Source organism: Pseudomonas sp. PS01303 (assembly GCF_029959385.1).
GTDB lineage: Bacteria > Pseudomonadota > Gammaproteobacteria > Pseudomonadales > Pseudomonadaceae > Aquipseudomonas > Aquipseudomonas rustica.
Genome location: NZ_JASCPK010000024.1, coordinates 39,287 through 58,662, shown reverse-complemented (window position 1 = coordinate 58,662; position 19,376 = coordinate 39,287). Strand labels below are relative to the sequence as shown.

14 protein-coding genes are annotated in these 19,376 nt (G+C 60.2%); 5 read left to right on the top strand and 9 right to left on the bottom strand.

All coding sequences use genetic code 11. The annotated features are described in order from the left end of the window. Window positions 1-71 precede the first annotated feature (71 nt). From QMX93_RS10250 to QMX93_RS10235, 4 genes are all read right to left on the bottom strand, one after another. Complete coding sequence (locus QMX93_RS10250; protein ID WP_282355374.1) at window positions 72-1,742, bottom strand: bifunctional protein-serine/threonine kinase/phosphatase; 1,671 nt, start codon at window positions 1,740-1,742, stop codon at window positions 72-74. Window positions 1,743-1,749: 7 nt separating this feature from the next. Further along, a complete protein-coding gene (locus QMX93_RS10245; RefSeq protein ID WP_282355372.1) occupies window positions 1,750-2,961 on the bottom strand; it encodes a nitrate/nitrite transporter in 1,212 nt (403 codons plus the stop codon). 431 nt (window positions 2,962-3,392) lie between these two features. After that, window positions 3,393-3,968 carry an ANTAR domain-containing protein gene (locus QMX93_RS10240; RefSeq protein WP_007916390.1) on the bottom strand — a complete coding sequence of 192 codons (576 nt, stop codon included), beginning with the start codon at window positions 3,966-3,968 and terminating at the stop codon, window positions 3,393-3,395. A gap of 14 nt (window positions 3,969-3,982) precedes the next feature. After that, window positions 3,983-5,194, bottom strand: a complete 1,212-nt coding sequence (locus QMX93_RS10235; protein WP_282355368.1) for a CmpA/NrtA family ABC transporter substrate-binding protein — start codon at window positions 5,192-5,194, stop codon at window positions 3,983-3,985. A gap of 222 nt (window positions 5,195-5,416) precedes the next feature. Here QMX93_RS10235 and QMX93_RS10230 point away from each other — a divergent pair, with 222 nt between their 5' ends. Next, a complete protein-coding gene (locus QMX93_RS10230) occupies window positions 5,417-6,439 on the top strand; it encodes a quinone-dependent dihydroorotate dehydrogenase (RefSeq protein ID WP_053118732.1) in 1,023 nt (340 codons plus the stop codon). Between the two features lie 291 nt (window positions 6,440-6,730). On the opposite strand, the gene QMX93_RS10225 is transcribed toward QMX93_RS10230, so the two are convergent. Beyond that, a complete protein-coding gene (locus QMX93_RS10225; protein ID WP_003223300.1) occupies window positions 6,731-6,946 on the bottom strand; it encodes a ribosome modulation factor in 216 nt (71 codons plus the stop codon). A 532-nt stretch (window positions 6,947-7,478) separates the two neighbouring features. On the opposite strand from QMX93_RS10225, the gene rlmKL reads away from it, so the two are divergent. Together rlmKL and QMX93_RS10215 are read left to right on the top strand one after the other, a co-directional pair. Beyond that, window positions 7,479-9,749 carry a bifunctional 23S rRNA (guanine(2069)-N(7))-methyltransferase RlmK/23S rRNA (guanine(2445)-N(2))-methyltransferase RlmL gene (gene rlmKL / locus QMX93_RS10220; RefSeq protein ID WP_282355365.1) on the top strand — a complete coding sequence of 757 codons (2,271 nt, stop codon included), beginning with the start codon at window positions 7,479-7,481 and terminating at the stop codon, window positions 9,747-9,749. A 145-nt stretch (window positions 9,750-9,894) separates the two neighbouring features. Then, entirely contained in the window at window positions 9,895-12,276 is a 2,382-nt protein-coding gene (locus QMX93_RS10215) for a diguanylate cyclase (protein ID WP_282355363.1), read from the top strand. Window positions 12,277-12,466: 190 nt separating this feature from the next. Here the strand turns inward: QMX93_RS10215 and dacB are convergent, their stop codons facing one another. Continuing rightward, window positions 12,467-13,927 (bottom strand): D-alanyl-D-alanine carboxypeptidase/D-alanyl-D-alanine-endopeptidase, encoded by a 1,461-nt coding sequence (gene dacB, locus QMX93_RS10210; RefSeq protein ID WP_053118738.1) that lies wholly within the window; start codon window positions 13,925-13,927, stop codon window positions 12,467-12,469. Between the two features lie 233 nt (window positions 13,928-14,160). Here dacB and QMX93_RS10205 point away from each other — a divergent pair, with 233 nt between their 5' ends. Then, on the top strand, window positions 14,161-14,505 hold the full coding sequence (locus tag QMX93_RS10205) for a YggL family protein (RefSeq protein WP_007916365.1): 345 nt from the start codon (window positions 14,161-14,163) through the stop codon (window positions 14,503-14,505). 135 nt (window positions 14,506-14,640) lie between these two features. On the opposite strand, the gene QMX93_RS10200 is transcribed toward QMX93_RS10205, so the two are convergent. Beyond that, window positions 14,641-15,831, bottom strand: a complete 1,191-nt coding sequence (locus QMX93_RS10200) for a benzoate/H(+) symporter BenE family transporter (protein WP_282355358.1) — start codon at window positions 15,829-15,831, stop codon at window positions 14,641-14,643. 336 nt (window positions 15,832-16,167) lie between these two features. Between QMX93_RS10200 and QMX93_RS10195 the strand changes: the two genes are divergently transcribed. Next, window positions 16,168-16,932: a GntR family transcriptional regulator gene (locus QMX93_RS10195; protein ID WP_053118741.1), complete on the top strand. Its 765-nt coding sequence runs from the start codon at window positions 16,168-16,170 to the stop codon at window positions 16,930-16,932. A 253-nt stretch (window positions 16,933-17,185) separates the two neighbouring features. Here QMX93_RS10195 and guaD read toward each other — a convergent pair whose 3' ends face one another. Continuing rightward, on the bottom strand, window positions 17,186-18,490 hold the full coding sequence (gene guaD / locus QMX93_RS10190; protein ID WP_282355353.1) for a guanine deaminase: 1,305 nt from the start codon (window positions 18,488-18,490) through the stop codon (window positions 17,186-17,188). A gap of 13 nt (window positions 18,491-18,503) precedes the next feature. Then, window positions 18,504-19,361: a xanthine dehydrogenase accessory protein XdhC gene (xdhC, locus tag QMX93_RS10185; RefSeq protein WP_122854388.1), complete on the bottom strand. Its 858-nt coding sequence runs from the start codon at window positions 19,359-19,361 to the stop codon at window positions 18,504-18,506. Window positions 19,362-19,376 lie beyond the last annotated feature (15 nt).

Genomic DNA, 19,376 nt, shown 5'->3' with positions numbered 1-19,376 from the left:
GGCTCACTCCTACAGGGGAACGCATTTCAAATTGTAGGAGTGAGCCTGCTCGCGATGGCCGCGACGCGGTGTCAGTGATGAAACAACAAAACCAGCAGCACCAGATTCCCGAGCAATGCCAGCAACGCCATCGTCCGCCACACCTTCAACGGCTCACGCTCCAGCAACGGCCTGGGCCGCACGCTCAAACTGCGTCGCTCCCCCTGTTCCAACACCAACAACCATTCTTCCGCTGTTTCAAAGCGTTGCTGCGGATCAGCCGCCACGCCGCGCTCCAGACTCTGCGCCAGCCATTCCGGCAGATCCGGTCGATAACGCCCGGCACTCACCGCCAGTCCAAATCGCGGCCGCTGAAACGCTTCGATCTCGCCATAAGGAAAATACCCCGTAAGCAGGAAATACAAGGTCACGCCCACCGCATACAAGTCCTGCTGCGCACTCGGCGGATCACCGCGAAAGCCTTCCGGGGCTATATAACTCGGCGTCCCCGGCAACGTCGACGGCGCGTCTTCGGACAGTCCCGGGCAATACGCCAGGCCAAAATCCAGCAGCCGCAGCTCACCGTCATCCCCCCAATGCAGATTCTCCGGTTTGATGTCCCGATGCAGAATCTGCCGCCGATGCAGCAGCCCGACTGCACGCAGCAGGCGTTCGGCAATGTCTTGCCATTGCGCCAACGGTAAAGCCCCGCTGTTTTTAAAAACCTGCGCCAGCGTCTTGCCGGAATATTCCCGCATTACGTAGTACAAATGCTGACGCTGATTGCACGCATGGACTTCAGGAAAATGCCGTCCGGCCACACGTTTCAGAAACCATTCCTCGGACAACAGCGCTTGCCCGGCACAGGAATCATCAGCGGAACGTGTGGGCAGGGTTTTCAACAGCCACGTTTGACCTTGGCTATCCAGCACGCGATACAGCAACGATTGCTGGCTCTGCGCGACGATGCCTTGCACCTGCCAGCCTTCAAACAACTGGCCAGGTTTCAGCGCTGGCGGCAGTGGCCATTGCTGCAAATGCATCAACGCATCGCCAATACTCGCTTCGCCGACCGCATCGACCCGCACCAGCAAAGCGCTGGCGTTGTCCTGACTGCCGGCCAGATGCGCGGCGTTGACCAATGTTTGCGCCGCGCTGTGCAGATCCGGCTGATCACGCAGGATCGCCGCAATCGCGGTATCGCCCAGGGTTGACCACACGCCATCACTGAGCAGCACAAAGCTTTCGCCGTCACGCAATTCACCGTCGAGAAAATCCAGCACCAAATGTTGATCCAGCCCGAGCGCACGCTTGAGCACATGCTGCATGCCCGGCTGCTCCCAGACGTGATCCTCGCTGATGCGCTGCAACGCGTCGGCGTGCCAGCGGTATACCCGGCAATCTCCTACATGGGCGAGGGTAAAGCGCCGACCGCGCATGACCAAAGCACTGACGGTGGTGAGTAACGGCTGCCCACCGCCATTGGCCTGCAACCAGCGATTTTGTGCGAGGAGCAAGCGGTCGAGGGCCTGCGCCACGCTCCAGGTTTCCGGGGTGGCGTAATAGTCGAGCGCCAGCGCCTGCAACGTCGAACGCGCGGCGAGGCCGCCATCGGCGCATTGGCTGACGCCGTCGGCGATGGCGAACAGATAACCCTTGCTCGCCGCCAGCGGCGGGGCCGGCGTGACCAGGCGCAAAGCGTCCTGATTCTCCGCGCGCGGCCCGGCGGCGCTGGCTTCGGCGAAACTAAGTTGCAGGGCCATCGACGCCTCAGACCCGCGCCGCCGTCACCGCTGCCGAACCCCATGTGGTCCTCCAGCGACGCTTGACGCCGTGCAGGCCAAACCACGCCAACACGCCAAGGCTGGCGAACAACCACAGCGCCAGTTGATAGCTGCCGGTGCTCTGCTTGATCGCACCCATGCCCGCCGCCAAGGCGAAACCACCAATGCCGCCGGCCATGCCGATCAGCCCGGTCATTACGCCGATTTCCAGACGAAAACGCTGCGGCACCAGTTGGAAAACCGCACCGTTGCCTGCCCCCAAACCGAGCATGGTGCAGACGAAAAGTGCCAGCGCCGCGTAGGAACTTGGCAGGTTGAACCCGACGGCGGCGATGCAGATCGCAGCGACGGTGTACATCGCCAGCAAGGTGCGGATGCCGCCGAAACGGTCAGCCAGGGCGCCACCCAATGGACGCATCAAACTGCCGCCGAACACGCAAGCGGCGGTGTAGTAACCGGCGGTCACCGGGCTCAAACCGTATTGATCGTTGAAATAGCCGGGCAGGGCGCTGGCCAAGCCGATAAAGCCGCCGAAGGTGACGCTGTAGAAGAACATGAACCACCAACTGTCGCGGTCGCCGAGGGCTTTGAAGTAGTCGGTCATGGCTTTGGCTTTTGGCCGTTCCGGCGCGTTTTTCGCCAGCCAGGCGAACAGCACCAGCGTCAGTATCAGCGGGATCAGGGCGAAGCCGAAAACATTGCTCCAGCCGTAAGCGGCGGCGAGCACCGGGGCGAGCAGCGCGGCGAACACGGTGCCGGAGTTGCCCGCGCCAGCGATGCCCATGGCTTTGCCCTGATGCTGCGGCGGATACCATTGCGAGGCCAGCGGCAGGGCAACGGCAAACGAAGCGCCGGCCATACCGAGAAACAGGCCGAGGATCAGCGCTTGTTCGTAACTTTGAATGCCGATTTTCCAGGCCCCGAACAGTGCGCAGATGACGATGACCTGGCCAATCAGCCCGGCGGTTTTCGGCGAGAGTCGATCGGCGAGCATGCCCATGATGAAGCGCAGAACGGCACCGGCGAGGATCGGTGTGGCGACGACGAGGCCGCGTTGTTGCGTGGTCAGGTGCAGGTCGGCGGCGATCTGCACCGCCAAAGGGCCGAGCAAGTACCAGACCATGAAGCTCAGGTCGAAATAGAGGAAGGCCGCGAACAATGTCGGGGTGTGGCCGGATTTCCAGAAGCTTGAATTCATCGCGCACCTCAGCTGAAAAGAGTCTCGAAAGGAGTCATGCAACAGCAGGTGGGGCGCCGCACGGCCGCACCACCGGCCCCGGTCTGTGGGGCCAAAACGCAAAAACGCCGCTACCTGCTGCGCCGGGTGGGGCGAACGGGTGAGCGACGTCTTTGTCGTGGGTGGGGCAACCGCCGTTGGTTACCTGAGGGAATGCTTAGCGAGATTTGTGCCAACAGCGGGAAATCAAAAGCCCCTCACCCTAGCCCTCTCCCGGAGGGAGAGGGGACTGACCGGGGGATGCTCGCGAAGTACGTCGACCTGTGATTTCTGTTGTGAATCCATAATCGACTCGGTCTTTCAGGTCGATGTTTGACGCCAGACACCTAGATCAGTCCCCTCTCCCTCCGGGAGAGGGCTAGGGTGAGGGGCTTTTCAGCGGTGAAAACACCTCAACCCAACAACTCACTCATGGCAATAATCTGCTCCGCCACTTGAATCAGCTTTTGCTGCCGGCTCATCGCCTGGCGCCGCATCAGCGTGTACGCCTCTTCCTCATTGCAGTCCTTCATCTTCATCAACAAGCCCTTGGCCAGTTCAATACGCTTGCGCTCCGCCAGTTGCTGATCGCGCGCCTGCAACTGCGCGCGCAACGCCTGATCACTCTCGAAACGCGCCATCGCCACATCGAGAATCGGCTGCAAACGCTGGGCGTGAATGCCTTCGACGATGTAGGCACTGACCCCGGATTTGATCGCCTGACGCATCACTCCCGGATCATGCTCGTCGGTAAACATCACGATCGGCCGTGGCTGGTCGCGGCTGACCAGCACCACTTGTTCCATGACATCGCGGCTCGGTGACTCGGTATCGATCAGGATCACGTCCGGGCGCACCGTTTCGACGCGCGCGGGCAGGTCGATGGTCAGGCCGGATTCGTCGATGACTTCAAAACCGGCTTCGGTCAGCGCCGCTTTCAGACGTCCGACTTTTTTCGCGGTGTCGTTGATCAGCAGAATGCGCAACATGTTCGCGTCTCCTGTCAGCGGCGGGCGAGAAGGGCTGAGTCGTCGCTCATGGCGTGCAGTTTGAAGCTGCGCGCATAAGCGGCCGGGTCGCTGCCGTCCCAGATTTTGCCGTCGAGCAACTGGCTGCTGCGCATGTCGGTACCCCACGCGGCGACGCCGACTGCGGTGGCAGCGTCGCGATACAGATCGAGCTGCTGAACCTGACGGGCGACGCCCAGGTAATCCGGATCCTCGCGCAGCAAACCCCAGCGCCGGAACTGGGTCATGAACCACATACCGTCGGACAAGTACGGCAAATTCACCTCGCCATGGCCGTGGAAACGCAGCGCATGAGGATCCTGCCAGCGGTTGCCGAGGCCATCGGCGTAATCACCGAGAAAACGCGGTTCGATGCACGCCACTGGCGCGTCGAGGTATTCCGGCGCGCTGAGCAACTGCACGGTGCTGCGGCGGTTTTCCGGGCTCTCTTCAATGAAACGGCTGGCTTCAAGTATCGCCATCACCAACGCGCGTGCGGTGTTCGGGTATTGCTCGACGAATTCGCGGGTGCAGCCGAGGACTTTTTCCGGGTGATCGGGCCAGATGGTCTGGCTGGTGGCGAGGGTGAAGCCGAGATCCTGCTGTACCGCGCTGGCGGCCCACGGTTCGCCGACGCAAAAACCGTCGATGCGCCCGGCCTGCAAGTGCGCGACCATTTGCGGTGGCGGCACCACCACGCTGTCGACATCCTGCAGCGGATGAATGCCCTGACTCGCCAGCCAGTAATAAAGCCACATCGCGTGGGTGCCGGTGGGGAAGGTCTGGGCGAAGGTGAGTTTTGCGCGGCTTTGGTGCACGTGGCGATCCAGCGCGTCAGGACTGGTCACGCCGAGGTTCTGCAAACCGTGCGAAAGATTCAGGCTCTGGCCGTTTTGATTGAGGCCCATCAACACGGCCATGTCGGTCGGCGCGACACCGCCGATGCCCAGGTGCACCGCGTAAATCAGCCCGTACAAACTGTGCGCGGCATCGAGTTCGCCTTTGACCAGTTTGTCGCGCAATCCTGCCCAAGAGGTCTGGCGCTTGAGGTTCAGGGTCAATCCGTAAGGCTGAGCAAAGCCTTGCGTGGCCGCGACCACCACCGAGGCGCAATCGCTCAGGGCCATGAAGCCGAGGTTGATTGCACTCTTTTCCGGAGCATCGCTGCCGTTGACCCAGGCCAGCGGCCCTACCGAAGGTTCATTCATCCAACGCTACCTCGAAAAAAAACGCCGCCGCGGACTTTGCGCAGGCAAAACCCGGGACGACGCCATTGTCCTTGCCCGCACGCCGCCATTGGCCTGCAAGCTGATAACGATGGCGGTGCAAGGCATATGCCACTCGCCGCGATTTGCGCGTGCGCCTCGCGCGGTGGGGCGATGCCCGGCTATAATCGCCGCCTCTTTTCGCCGCCCGAGTCAAAGCCGCCCATGTACACCCTGGCCCGTCAGATGTTGTTCAAACTTTCCCCGGAAACCTCCCACGATCTGTCGCTGGATCTGATCGGCGCGGGCGGACGTTTGGGCCTCAACGGCTTGCTGTGCAAGGCACCGGCAAAAGTCCCGGTGACCGTCATGGGCCTGGAATTCCCCAACCCGGTGGGTTTGGCGGCCGGGCTGGACAAGAACGGCGCAGCCATCGATGGCTTCGCGCAACTGGGTTTCGGTTTTGTCGAAATCGGCACCGTGACCCCGCGTCCACAGCCGGGCAACCCGAAACCACGGATTTTCCGTCTGCCGGAAGCCGAGGCGATCATCAATCGCATGGGTTTCAACAACCTCGGTGTCGATAACCTGCTGGCGCGCGTGGCGGCGGCGAAATACAACGGCGTGCTGGGCATCAACATCGGCAAGAATTTCGACACGCCGGTTGAGCGTGCGGTCGACGACTACCTGATCTGCCTGGACAAGGTTTACGCCCACGCCAGCTACGTGACCGTCAACGTCAGCTCGCCGAATACCCCGGGCCTGCGCAGCTTGCAGTTCGGTGATTCGCTCAAGCAATTGTTGGCCGATCTGGCCACGCGCCGTGCTGAACTGGCGTTGCGTCATGGTAAGCATGTGCCGCTGGCGATCAAGATCGCACCGGACATGACCGACGAAGAAACCGCGCAGGTGGCGCAGGCGCTGATCGATACCGGGATGGACGCGGTGATCGCGACCAACACCACCCTGAGCCGTGTTGGCGTTGAAGGCATGGAACATGGCGACGAGGCGGGCGGTTTGTCTGGCGCGCCGGTGCGTGAGAAGAGCACCAATACGGTGAAAGTGCTGGCGGGCGAGTTGGCTGGGCGGTTGCCGATTATTGCCGCGGGCGGGATTACTGAAGGCAAGCATGCGGCGGAGAAGATTCTCGCGGGTGCGAGCCTGGTGCAGATTTATTCGGGCTTCATCTATAAGGGCCCGGCGCTGATCCGTGAATCCGTAGACGCAATCGCCGCCCTGCGCAAATAACTGTGAGGGGCTTTTGTGGTGAGGGGATTTATCCCCGATGGGCTGCGCAGCCGCCCCAAAACCATTCACCTCGCTGTGTCAGGTAAATCGGGATCTCAGTATTTGCGACTGCTGCGCAGCCGATCGGGGATAAATCCCCTCGCCACAGTGATCTGTGTAATCGGCATTCTTTGACAGGCATAAAAAAGGGCTCCTCGAAGGAGCCCCTGGGCCGTAGCCCGCCGTCCGGGAAGGACGTGCATGGTAAGTCGTTACAAATTCAGATTGTCGTGTCGGAGTAGGTGCCCTGTGTCAGCCGACGGCGTGAAGTTCGTTGAGTCTATGGATTCCCGCAGTGCCGGTCATACCGTCCCAGTTGTCGCCGCGTCCTTCTCGCCAGCCGTTAATCCAGGCTTGACGTACCGACGGTAGAGTAAATGGGCAAAGCTCACGGGATTTGCCACCAACGCCATATTGATATCCGCGCAAAAATGCTCTTTCCAACGGATCACGCTTAAGTCTTCTCATAGGGTGTTGCCCTCACTTGTTGACTGTTTGTGTCGCGTCGACCTCAATCGAGGTCTGGCAGAAAAAACTCTGCCGTGGTGCGGCTCGCTGCCGGCGTGGCGAGCCAAGGTGTTGACGCCGTTGCGACGTCAACCTGTGGTCAGTTCTAACCAATGAGTCACAGCGATGGAATGACCGTTTTGTCATAAGGACGTAACGAAAAGAGTGCTATAGCGATAAGTAACCGGGTATTTATTGAACGTTTATTGAGCAAACCCCGGTATGATCGGCCCCGCGCTGGATGATGGCCTTAATTCTTTAGTGAGAATGACCCACGTTTGCGCTGGAGTACTATTCGACGAAGGGTCGCTTTAAGACTTTTTGTTACTCCAACTTTTTTATCTGTCCTTGCATCTAAGCTCTTTTAACCCGAGCAGCGGGGATGGAACGGCACACCTTCGTGCCACGCGGGCGTTCTTTTAGAAAAGCGCCTGATTGAAAACCGGATCGGCAATGCGTTGCCGATTCACTAGCCAAAGGCTTTGGAAATACCATGTCCGACAGTTTCGAACTCTTCCTCACTTGCCCTAAAGGCCTTGAAGGCCTGCTCATCGAGGAAGCCGTCGGGCTTGGCCTTGAAGAAGCGCGCGAGCACACCTCCGCCGTGCGTGGCATGGCGACCATGGAAACCGCTTATCGCCTGTGCCTCTGGTCGCGTCTGGCCAACCGCGTGTTGCTGGTGCTCAAACGCTTCCCGATGAAGGACGCCGAAGACCTGTACCACGGCGTCCTCGACGTCGAGTGGCAGGATCACATGCTCAGCGACGGCACCCTGGCCGTCGAATTCAGCGGCCACGGCTCAGGCATCGACAACACCCACTTCGGCGCGCTGAAGGTCAAAGATGCCATCGTCGACAAACTGCGCACGCCGCAGGGCGACCGTCCGTCGATCGACAAGCTCAACCCGGATCTGCGCATTCACCTGCGTCTGGATCGCGGCGAAGCGATTCTCTCCCTCGACCTCTCCGGCCACAGCCTGCACCAGCGCGGCTATCGCTTGCAGCAGGGCGCCGCGCCGCTGAAGGAGAACCTCGCGGCGGCGATCCTGATCCGTTCCGGCTGGCCACGCATTGCCGCTGAAGGCGGCGCGCTGGCTGACCCGATGTGCGGTGTCGGTACGTTCCTCGTCGAAGCGGGGATGATCGCCGCCGATATGGCGCCGAACCTGCGTCGTGAGCAGTGGGGTTTCACCGCTTGGCTCGGTCACGTGCCAGCGCTGTGGAAAAAACTGCATGAAGAAGCCGCTGAACGCGCCGCTGCCGGTCTGGCCAAGCCACCGCTGTGGATTCGCGGTTACGAAGCCGATCCGCGTTTGATTCAACCGGGTCGCAACAACGTTGAGCGCGCCGGTCTGAGCGATTGGATCAAGATCTACCAGGGCGAAGTCGCCACTTTCGAGCCGCGTCCGGATCAGAACCAGAAAGGTCTGGTCATCTGCAACCCGCCGTACGGCGAGCGTCTCGGTGACGAAGCCAGCCTTTTGTACCTCTACCAGAACCTCGGCGAGCGTCTGCGTCAGGCTTGCCTGAACTGGGAAGCAGCGGTGTTCACCGGCGCGCCGGATCTCGGCAAGCGCATGGGCATCCGCAGCCACAAACAGTATTCGTTCTGGAACGGCGCGCTGCCGTGCAAACTGCTGTTGATCAAAGTCACTCCCGATCAGTTCGTCACTGGCGAGCGTCGTACGCCGGAACAGCGTCAGGCCGAGCGTGAGCAAGCGGCTTACGATCAGACCCCGGACGAGCCGCAAGAGCGCAAGTTCAACAAGAACGGCAACCCGATCAAACCGACGCCAGCCCCGGCACCGGTGATCGAGCAGCCGCGCTTGAGCGAAGGCGGGCAGATGTTTGCCAACCGTCTGCAAAAAAATCTCAAGGCGATGAGCAAGTGGGTCAAGCGCGAAGGCATCGATTGCTACCGCATCTACGATGCCGACATGCCTGAGTACGCGATGGCGATCGATCTGTATCACGACTGGGTGCACGTGCAGGAATACGCCGCGCCGAAGTCGATCGATCCGGAAAAAGCCTCGGCACGCATGTTCGATGCGCTGGCGGCGATTCCGCAGGCGCTGAACGTCGACAAGAGCCGCGTGGTGGTCAAACGCCGTGAGCGCCAGAGCGGCACCAAGCAGTACGAGCGTCAGAGCGCGCAGGGCAAGTTCAATGAAGTGACCGAGGGTGGCGTGAAGTTGCTGGTCAACCTCACCGACTACCTCGACACCGGCCTGTTCCTCGATCACCGCCCAATCCGCATGCGCATTCAGAAAGAGGCCGAGGGCAAGCGTTTCCTCAATCTGTATTGCTACACCGCGACCGCCAGCGTGCACGCAGCCAAGGGCGGCGCGCGCAGCACCACCAGCGTCGACCTGTCGAAAACCTACCTCGACTGGGCGCGCCGCAACCTGTCGCTGAACGGCTTCTCGGACAAGAACCGTCTGGAGCAGGGCGACGTGATGGTCTGGCTGGAAAGCTGCCGTGAAGAGTACGACCTGATCTTCATCGATCCGCCGACCTTCTCCAACTCCAAGCGCATGGAAGGCATCTTCGACGTGCAACGTGATCAGGTGCAGTTGATCGACCTGGCCATGGCGCGTCTGGCGCCGGGCGGCGTGTTGTACTTCTCGAACAACTTCCGCAAGTTCCAGTTGGAAGAGAACCTCACCGAGCGTTACGCGGTCGAGGAAATCAGCGCACAGACCATTGATCCGGATTTTGCCCGCAACACCAAGATCCACCGCGCCTGGAAAATAACGGCTCGTTGACGCTTCGCCAGACTGGATCCACAGAGCCTTGATTTTTAAAGGCTCTTGGATCCAGTCAGCGCTAGCCAAATTAATGGCTAATAGCTATAACTCAACCCATGGCCAAGGGGTTTTTCCCGGAACATTGGCGTAGTGAGTTGTCCTTATGTCGTTGCACCCCGTGCGCCCGAAGATACTGGGTTTTATCAGCGAAGAAGTCTCGGCCTGGCTGGTCGCGCTGCTGGTATTGCTCGCCGGCGGGATTCTCACGGGGCTGCTCGCCTGGGCCACACTCAATGAATTTCACCAGCAATTGCGTCAGCGATTTCAGCTGCTGACCAATGAACGTTACAGCCGCATCGAAGAACGCTTCGAGGATCAAGAGCAACGCCTCGACGGTCTGCGTCGTTTCTTCTCCAATTCTGAATCGGTGTCCCGCGCCGAATTCGACGGTTACACCCAACCTCTGTTACTGCGTACTCAAGCCTATTCGTTCGCCCTCAAGGTCAGTGGCGCCGAGCGCGCGGCGTTTGAGCAGCGCGTGCGGGATGACGGCTTGGGCGATTTCACCATTCGCGAACTGAATGCCCATGGCGAGTTGCAACTGGCCGCGCCTCGCGATCAGTACGTGCCGGTGCTGTACAGCCAGACCCAGAGCAAGCTCGGCTCGCCGTTGGGTTACGACTTGCTCGCGCAACCGATGCGCCGCGATACGTTGATGCGTGCCGATCAGTTGAACAATCTGGCGGTGTCGCAACCGTTGCACTTGGTCAGCACCGAACCGTCCTACGCACGCGGTGTATTGTTAGTGGCTCCCGTCGTCCACGAGGGTGAGCAGCAGTCGTTCGGTTATGTTGCGGCGGTGATCAGCATGCGCCAGCTGCTCGCCGACGGTTTGCCGGACGCGTTTCATGACTATCTGTCGGTGCGCATTCTCGATCTGTCGACCAATGATCAGCACGAAGTGTTGTTCGAATCGACCAATGAGCCGGCGCCGAGTGACTTGTCTGCGACTCGCCTGTTGCGAATGGCCGATCACGACTATCAAGTCGACATCCTGCCGAGCGAAGCGTTTATGCAGGCCAACCATTCGTCGGTTGGCAGCATCGTGATTCTCGGTGGGCTGTTGAGCGTTTTGCTCAGTGCGTTGTTGTATGTGCTGGTCAGTCAGCGTCAGCGCGCGGTGCGCATGGTCGAGCAACGCACCGAGGAACTGCACGCCAGCGAACAGGAATTGCGCGGCACCCATGGTCAGTTGCGCGGGGTGCTTAACGCGGCGACACAAGTGGCAATCATCGCCACCGACCTGCGCGGCGTGATCAGCACGTTTAATCCCGGCGCCGAGCAAATGCTCGGTTACAACAGCGCTGACGTTATCGGCCACATGACCCTGGAAAACCTGCATCTGCCGCGAGAACTCGCCACACGTTCGGCGGAGTTGAGCGCGCGTTACGGCAAAAGCATTCCGACTTGCCACGCGATGCTGGTTGAGGGCGGCGAAGTCGGTGGTCATGAAGCGCGCGAGTGGACGTTGGTGCGCAGCGATGGCAGTCATCTGCCAGTGAACATGCTCGCCACCCCGGTGCTCGACGAGCAGGGCTTGTGGGTTGGGCATCTGGCGATCTGCATCGACATCACCGAGCGCAAGCGTGTGCACGAGGCGCTGGCGGCGCGGGATGTGTTGCTGAAGAAACTCAGCGCCCATGTCCCCGGTGGCATTTACCAGTTCAAGATGGAATTCGACGGGCGCTTCAGCGTGATTTACGCCAGTGACGGCATTCGAGAGATCTACGAACTGGAGCCAGATGTGTTGCTACTCAATGCCGAGGCGATCTTCACCCGCATTCATCCGCAGGACACCACGCGGGTGCGCGCTTCGATCCGTGAGTCGGCGGACAACCTCAGCCCGTGGCGCGAGGAATACCGCGTGCAACTGCCCGAGCGCGGCCTGCGCTGGGTGCGCGGCGAGGCAACGCCGGAAGAGCTGCCGGGCGGCGGAGTGTTGTGGCATGGCTATATTTCCGACATCTCCGACCTCAAACGCGTCGAGGAAGAACTGCGTGCGCTGTCGGTGACGGACTCGCTGACGGGCATTCATAACCGCCGTTATTTCCAGGAACGCCTGACCACTGAAATGGCCCGGGTCGAGCGTGGCGGCGGCGAGTTGTCGGTGATCATGCTCGACATCGACCACTTCAAACGCATCAACGACCAGTACGGGCATGCCGTGGGCGATCGGGTGTTGCAAGCGGTGTGCGAGCGCATTGGTCACCGGTTGCGGCGTACTGATGTGTTCTGCCGTTTGGGCGGCGAGGAATTCATGGTGCTGTGCCCGGACATCGACGGCGAGCATGCGCACATGTTGGCAGTTGAGTTGTGGCAGGGTTTGCGGGGTGCGCCGGTGGATGTGGTCGGCGTAGTCACGGCGAGTTTCGGCATCGCCAGTTGGCGCACGGGAGAGGGCGCGGATGCGCTGCTGCTGCGCGCGGATTCCGGGGTGTACGCGGCAAAACAGGGCGGCCGCGATCGCGTCGAACAGATGAGCTAACGCCAAACCCTTGTAGGAGCAAGGCTTGCCCGCGAAGGCGTCGGTTCAGTCACCCACTTCATTGACTGATACGATGCCTTCGCGGGCAAGCCTTGCTCCTACAGAAGATCAAAAGATCGCAGCCTTCGGCAGCTCCTACATGTTCACCTGTAGGAGCTGCCGAAGGCTGCGATCTTTTGCTTTTTTGCTTTTAGAGGACTGACGCAGTCTGCGGCAGTTTCGGCTGGCGATACAGATCCAGCAGCACCTGATCGAGCACCGACGAGGCGCCAAACGGGGCTTTGTCGTTGAGGATCGCCACCACCGCCCAGGTATTGCCATTGACGTCGCGGCTGAAGCCGGCAATCGCCCGCACGGTGTTCAAGGTGCCGGTCTTGACGTGCGCCTCACCGCGCATTGCGGTGGTTTTCAGGCGTTTTCGCATAGTGCCGTCGGTGCCGGCGATCGGCAGCGAGCTGATGTATTCAGCGGCATACGGGCTGTGCCACGCGGCTTGCAGCATGTTCGCCATTTCACGGGCGCTGACGCGTTCAGCGCGGGACAGACCGGAGCCGTTCTCCATCACCAGGTGCGGCGCGGTGATGCCTTTCTTCGCCAGCCACTGACGGACGACGCGTTGCCCAGCCTTGGCATCATCGCCGTCGGCGTCGTTGCGGAATTTCTGGCCGAGGCTCAGGAACAGTTGCTGGGCCATGGTGTTGTTACTGTATTTGTTGATGTCGCGAATGATCTCGGCCAGATCCGGCGAATAAGCGCGAGCCAGCAGTTTGGCGTTGCTTGGCGTGGTCGCCAGACGATCCCGGCCCTGAATGCTGCCACCCAGTTCTTTCCAGATCGCGCGCACGGCGCCGGCGGTGTAGGTCGCGTGGTCGAGCAGCGACAGATAAGTCTGCGAGCTGCAGCCTTCGCCCAACTGGCCGCCAACGGTCACGGTCACGCTGCCATCGGCTTGCGGCACCGGGTTGTAGCGCACGCCGCCGGTGCATTGCTTCGACGGCAGGGCTTTGACGGTGTTTTCGATGTGGATGCTGGCAATCGGCGGCTCGACCGAGATCAGTACACGGCCACCGTCGTTGCGCGCGACAAAGCGCAGGGCTTTGAGGTTGACCAGCAGCGAGTCCGGCTTGACCAGGAACGGCTTGTTCTCGTCATTGCCGTCATCGTTGAATTCCGGCAGTTGCGGCTGGATAAAGAAGTTGCGGTCGAGCACCAGATCACCAGTGATCTGCGTCACGCCGTTGGCGCGCAGGTCGCGCATCAGCAGCCAGAGTTTTTCCATGTTCAGCTTCGGATCGCCGCCACCCTTGAGGTAGAGGTTGCCGTTGAGAATGCCGCCGCTCAGTGTGCCGTCGGTGTAGAACTCGGTTTTCCACTGATGATTGGGGCCGAGCATTTCCAGCGCTGCGTAGGTGGTCACCAGTTTCATGGTCGAGGCCGGATTGACCGACACGTCGGCGTTGAACACGGTCGCCGTGCCCGGCCCGTCGAGCGGCACCATCACCAGCGACAAGGCGCTAGGCTGCAATTTGCTCGCCTTGAGGGCTTTTTCGACATTCGGGGTGAGGGAAGTATTGATGGTGGCAGCGGAAACAGGCAGGGCCAGAGGCAGAAGAAGGCCGGCGAGAAACAGTGGACGCAACGATTTGATCATATGAAATAAAACCCTACAGCCGAGGGGAAAAAGACGAGGACATGGATGAAAAGGTCCTCAGTGGTCACGAAAGTGTCGGCATTATGCCCCAAGGTGTAACCGATTGTGGCTTCCTCGGGGTGGCGATTCGTTGATTTTTTTACAGGCGGTCGGCCTCTGTGTCCAGAGAGGCGGGCAAACGATTGCTGAAACTGGTAAAGTGCCCGCCGTATTTACTTAAGAGGATTGTTCCAATGGCGACTAACCGTTCCCAGCGTCTGCGCAAAAAACTGTGCGTTGATGAATTTCAAGAGCTGGGTTTCGAACTGAACCTGGACTTCAAAGAAGACTTGTCCGAAGAAGCCATTGACGCTTTCCTCGAAGCATTCATCAAAGAAGCCATGGAAGCCAACGGTCTGGGTTATGTTGGCGGCGACGACTTCGGTCTGGTTTGCCTGCAGAAGCGTGGCTCGGTCAACGAAGAGCAGCGCGCTGCCGTTGAAGCCTGGCTGAAAACCCGCTCCGAGCTGACCAAGTATGAAGTCAGCCCGTTGCTGGACGTTTGGTATCCGGAAAAGCCGATCAACGCGGCTAAGTGATACTGACAAAAACGGCGACCTGAGGGTCGCCGTTTTTTTTGGTGGATCAAAAGATCGCAGCCTCGTTTCACTCGACAGCTCCTACCGGGGAGCGCGATCTCCTGTAGGAGCTGCCGAAGGCTGCGATCTTTGCTTTTAAGCTTTGCGCCAATTCAAAATCAACAGCGTCAAAACCCCCGCAACAATCCCCCAAAACGCCGACCCAATGGAAAACAGCGTCAACCCCGACGCCGTGACCATAAAGGTAATCAGCGCCGCTTCCCGCTCCTTCACCTCGGTCATGGCAATGCTCAAGCCATTGATGATCGAGCCGAACAGCGCCAGCGCGGCAATCGACAACACCAATTCTTTCGGCAACGCTGCAAACAAGGCCGCCAATGTCGCGCCGAACACCCCGGCAATCCCGTAGAAAATCCCGCACCACACCGCTGCCGTGTAGCGCTTGTTGCGATCTTCATGGGCGTGCGGCCCGGTGCAAATCGCCGCGCTGATCGCCGCGAGGTTGATGCCGTGGGAGCCAAACGGTGCCAGCAACAGCGAGGCGATGCCGGTGGTGGTGATCAGTGGCGAGGCGGGGACGGTGTAGCCATCGGCGCGTAAAACGGCGATGCCGGGCATGTTCTGCGAGGTCATCGCCACGACGAACAGCGGGATGCCGATGCTGATGGTCGCCGCCAGCGAGAAATGCGGCGTCGTCCACACGGGCGTCGCCACTTCCAGATGAAAACCGCTGAAATCCAGCAATTCCATGAAGCCCGAAAGCGCGGTGCCGATCAGCAGCGCAGCGAGCACCGCATAACGTGGCGACAGGCGCTTGACCACTAAATAGGTGAAGAACATCCCCAGCACCAAACCCGTGCGGTGCTGCGCGGCGACGAAGATTTCGCTGCCGATCTTGAACAGAATCCCCGCCAACAACGCCGCCGCCAAGGACGCCGGGATCTTTTTTACCAGCCGTTCGAAGCTGCCAGTCAGGCCACAAATGGTCACCAGCACCGCGCAAGTGATGTAGGCGCCAATGGCTTCGCCGTAACTGACGCCACCCAGACTGGTGATCAGCAGTGCCGCGCCGGGCGTCGACCAGGCTATGGTGATTGGCGTGCGATAGCGCAGCGACAGCCCGATCGAACACACTGCCATGCCGATCGAAATCGCCCAGATCCACGAAGAAATCTGCCCGCTGGTCAGGCCCGCCGCTTGCCCGGCCTGGAACATCAACACCAGGGAGCTGGTGTAACCGGTCATCATCGCGATGAAACCGGCGACGATTGCTGATGGTGACGTGTCGGCCAGAGGGCGCAGTTGCGTGTGCGTGGCGTCGTTCATGACGGCGGTGTTCCTTCTACAGATGATATTCCCCTGTCGTAGCTGCCTAAGGCTGCGATCTTTTGATCTTTCTTCTAGAAAATTAAAATCAAAAGATCGCAGCCTTCGGCAGCTCCTACATTGAGATAGAGACGGGCGGCGGATTTCGGGATCAAGCCTAAACTCAATCGTAACGGATCGTTGCAATACAGCCGAACTCACAAACAGCCGTACAGTCGTGTTGCCACCATCCATTGTGTACAATCGCGGTGTTTTTTACGCGATACTTGCCAGCGACCTACTGTGCCGTATTACAGTCACGGTCTATTCGCCGCAGTTCTCCCGACTCGAGTGCCCATGAACGAACAGTTGCAACCCCTCAAGAAACAACCGCGAGCAGGCAAAGCCGGCCGCAGCGGAACCCAGGACGATATTGTCTACGCGCATATCTTCGAGGCCATCCTCGAACAGCGTCTGGCGCCCGGCACCAAGTTGAGCGAAGAAGCGCTGGGGGAAATCTTTGGGGTCAGCCGCACCATCATTCGCCGCGCGCTGTCGCGTCTGGCCCATGAAGGCGTGGTGCTGTTGCGGCCGAACCGTGGCGCCGTCGTCGCCAGCCCGAGTGTCGAGGAGGCGCGTCAGGTGTTCCTCGCCCGTCGTCTGGTCGAGCGCGCGATCACTGAGCTGGCGGTGCAACACGCCACCGCCGAGCAGATCGCCGAGCTGCGCCAGATGGTCAACGATGAGCGCGACAGCTTCTCGCGCGGTGATCGCGGCGCCGGTATTCGTCTGTCGGGCGAATTCCACCTGAAACTCGCGGAAGCGGCGATGAACGCGCCGTTGATCAGCTTCCAGCGCAGCCTGGTGTCGCAGACATCGCTGATCATTGCCCAGTATGAAAGCGGCAACCGTTCGCACTGTTCCTACGACGAACACACCCAGTTGATCGACGCGATTGAAAAGCGCGACGGAGATCTGGCGGTGCGTTTGATGATGCATCACATGGATCACATCGACAGCAAGCTCAACCTCGACGAAGAAAGCGCGTCGGATGATTTGCATGCGGTGTTCTCGCATTTGTTGCAGACCAAGAAGCCTGGGCGCCCTGCGGCCAAGCTCTAAAGATCGCAGCCTTCGGCAGCTCCTACAGGAGCGTGCGATCCAATGTAGGAGCTGCCGTGTTGCGATCTTTTGATCGTCCTGACAGGCAATAAAAATCCCCCGGGGTGAACACCAACGGGGGATTTTTTTATGCCTGATCGTTCCCACGCTCCGCGTGGGAATGCCTCTAGGAACGCTCCGCGTCCAGTGACGCGGAGCGTCACGGGGCTGCATTCCCACGCAGAGCGTGGGAACGATCATGGAGTAGGGTGGATTAGCGCTGATGCACCAGCGCACCCGCCGCATACGTCTGCTGCACCGTGCGGTCATCACCCAGCGTCATCAACACAAACAACGACTCGGCAATGTTGTTGGCCTGCTTCAAGCGATAGCTCAGCAGCGGTGTAGCGTTGTAATCCAGCACCAGGAAGTCAGCGTCGGAACCCGGTTGCAGGTTGCCGATCTTGTCTTCCAGACGCAGCGCCCGCGCGCCACCCAGCGTCGCCAGATACAGCGACTTGAACGGGCTCAGTCGCGCACCTTGCAGTTGCATCACTTTGTACGCTTCGTTCAGCGTTTGCAGCAGCGAAAAACTGGTGCCGCCGCCGACGTCAGTGCCCAGACCGACGTTGAGTTTGTGCTTCTCGGCCATCGGCAGATTGAACAGGCCGCTACCCAAGAAGAAGTTCGACGTCGGGCAGAACGAGATCGCCGAGCCGGTTTCCGCCAGACGCGCGCATTCGTCGTCGCACAAGTGCACGCCGTGAGCGAACACCGAGCGCTCGCCGAGCAATTTGTAATGGTCGTAAACGTCGAGGTAGCCCTTGCGCTCCGGGAACAGCTCCTTGACCCACTCGATTTCCTTGAGGTTCTCGCTGATGTGGGTCTGCATGTACAGATCCGGGTATTCAGTCAGCAGTTGACCGGCGAGGGTCAGTTGTTCCGGGGTGCTGGTCGGTGCGAAACGCGGGGTGACGGCATAGTGCAGACGACCCTTGCCGTGCCAGCGCTCGATCAGCGCCTTGCTTTCGACGTAGCTGGATTCGGCGGTATCGGTCAGATAATCCGGCGCATTACGATCCATCATCACCTTGCCGGCGATCATGCGCAGGTCGAGTTGCTCGGCCTTTTCAAAGAACGAATTGACCGACTGCGGATGCACGCTGCCGAACACCAGCGCGGTGGTGGTGCCGTTGCGCAGCAGTTCCTTGATGAAGATGTCCGCGACGTCATCAGCGTGGGATTTGTCGCCGAACTGGCTTTCGCAGGGGAAGGTGTAGGTGTTCAGCCAGTCGAGCAGTTGTTCGCCGTAGGCGCCGACCATGCCGGTTTGTGGCAAGTGAATGTGCGTGTCGATGAAGCCCGGGGTGATCAACGCGTCTTGGTAATGCTCGATTTCGATGTCCGCCGGCAGGGGCGGCAGCAGGTCGCTGGCGTGGCCGAGGGCGCTGATCTTGCCGCCATCGACCACCAGCAGGCCATCCTCGAAATATTCGTAGGAGGCTTCGATCCCGACTTCGGCGGGGTCGGCGATGCTGTGCAGGATGGCGGCGCGGTAGGCTTTGCGAGTCAGAGGCATGAGGGTTCTCTAATCAGTTTGAGGCTTTGAGTTTGGCGGCCTGACTGCGCCGCGAAACCGGCAGCAGTTTGGCAATCGGTTCGGCGCTGGCAGTCTGCTGGCCGAAGTTGGCGTTGTAGGTGGCGATGATTTCGCCGGCGATGGAGATGGCGATTTCCACAGGCAGTTTGCCTTTGACTTCGCCGATGCCCATCGGGCAGCGCATGCGTTGCACGACGCTGCTGTCGAAACCGCGATCACGCAAACGGTGTTCGAACTTCACGCGTTTGGTCTTCGAACCGATCAGGCCGAAGTAGGCGAAGTCGTTGCGTTTAAGGATTGCAGCAGTGAGTTCAAGGTCGAGCTGATGGTTGTGGGTCATGACGATGCAATAACTGCCGGCGGGCAGGTCATCGATTTCATCCACAGGCTCTTCGGCGACGATTTTACGCACGCCGTGAGGGATCTGTTCGGGGAATTCGGCATCGCGCGAATCGATCCAGCGCACCCGGCAGGGCAGGCTGGCGAGCAATGGCACCAAAGCGCGACCGACGTGACCGGCACCGAACACGGCGATTTGCGCCTGCACCTGGCCCATCGGTTCGAACAGCAACACGGTGGCGCCGCCGCAGCACTGGCCAAGGCTGGCGCCGAGACTGAAGCGCTCCAAGTGGGTGTCCTGCTTACCGCTGGCGAGCATATCGCGGGCGATCTGCATGGCTTTGTATTCCAGATGCCCGCCACCGATGGTGTCGAAGCTCTGATTGGCGCTGATGACCATTTTCGAGCCGGCGTTGCGTGGCGTCGAGCCGAGTTCTTCGATGATCGTCACCAGCACACAGGGCTCGCCCTGGTTCTGCAGGTCGGCGAGGGCGTCGATCCAGTTGTACATACACACCTCTCAGAT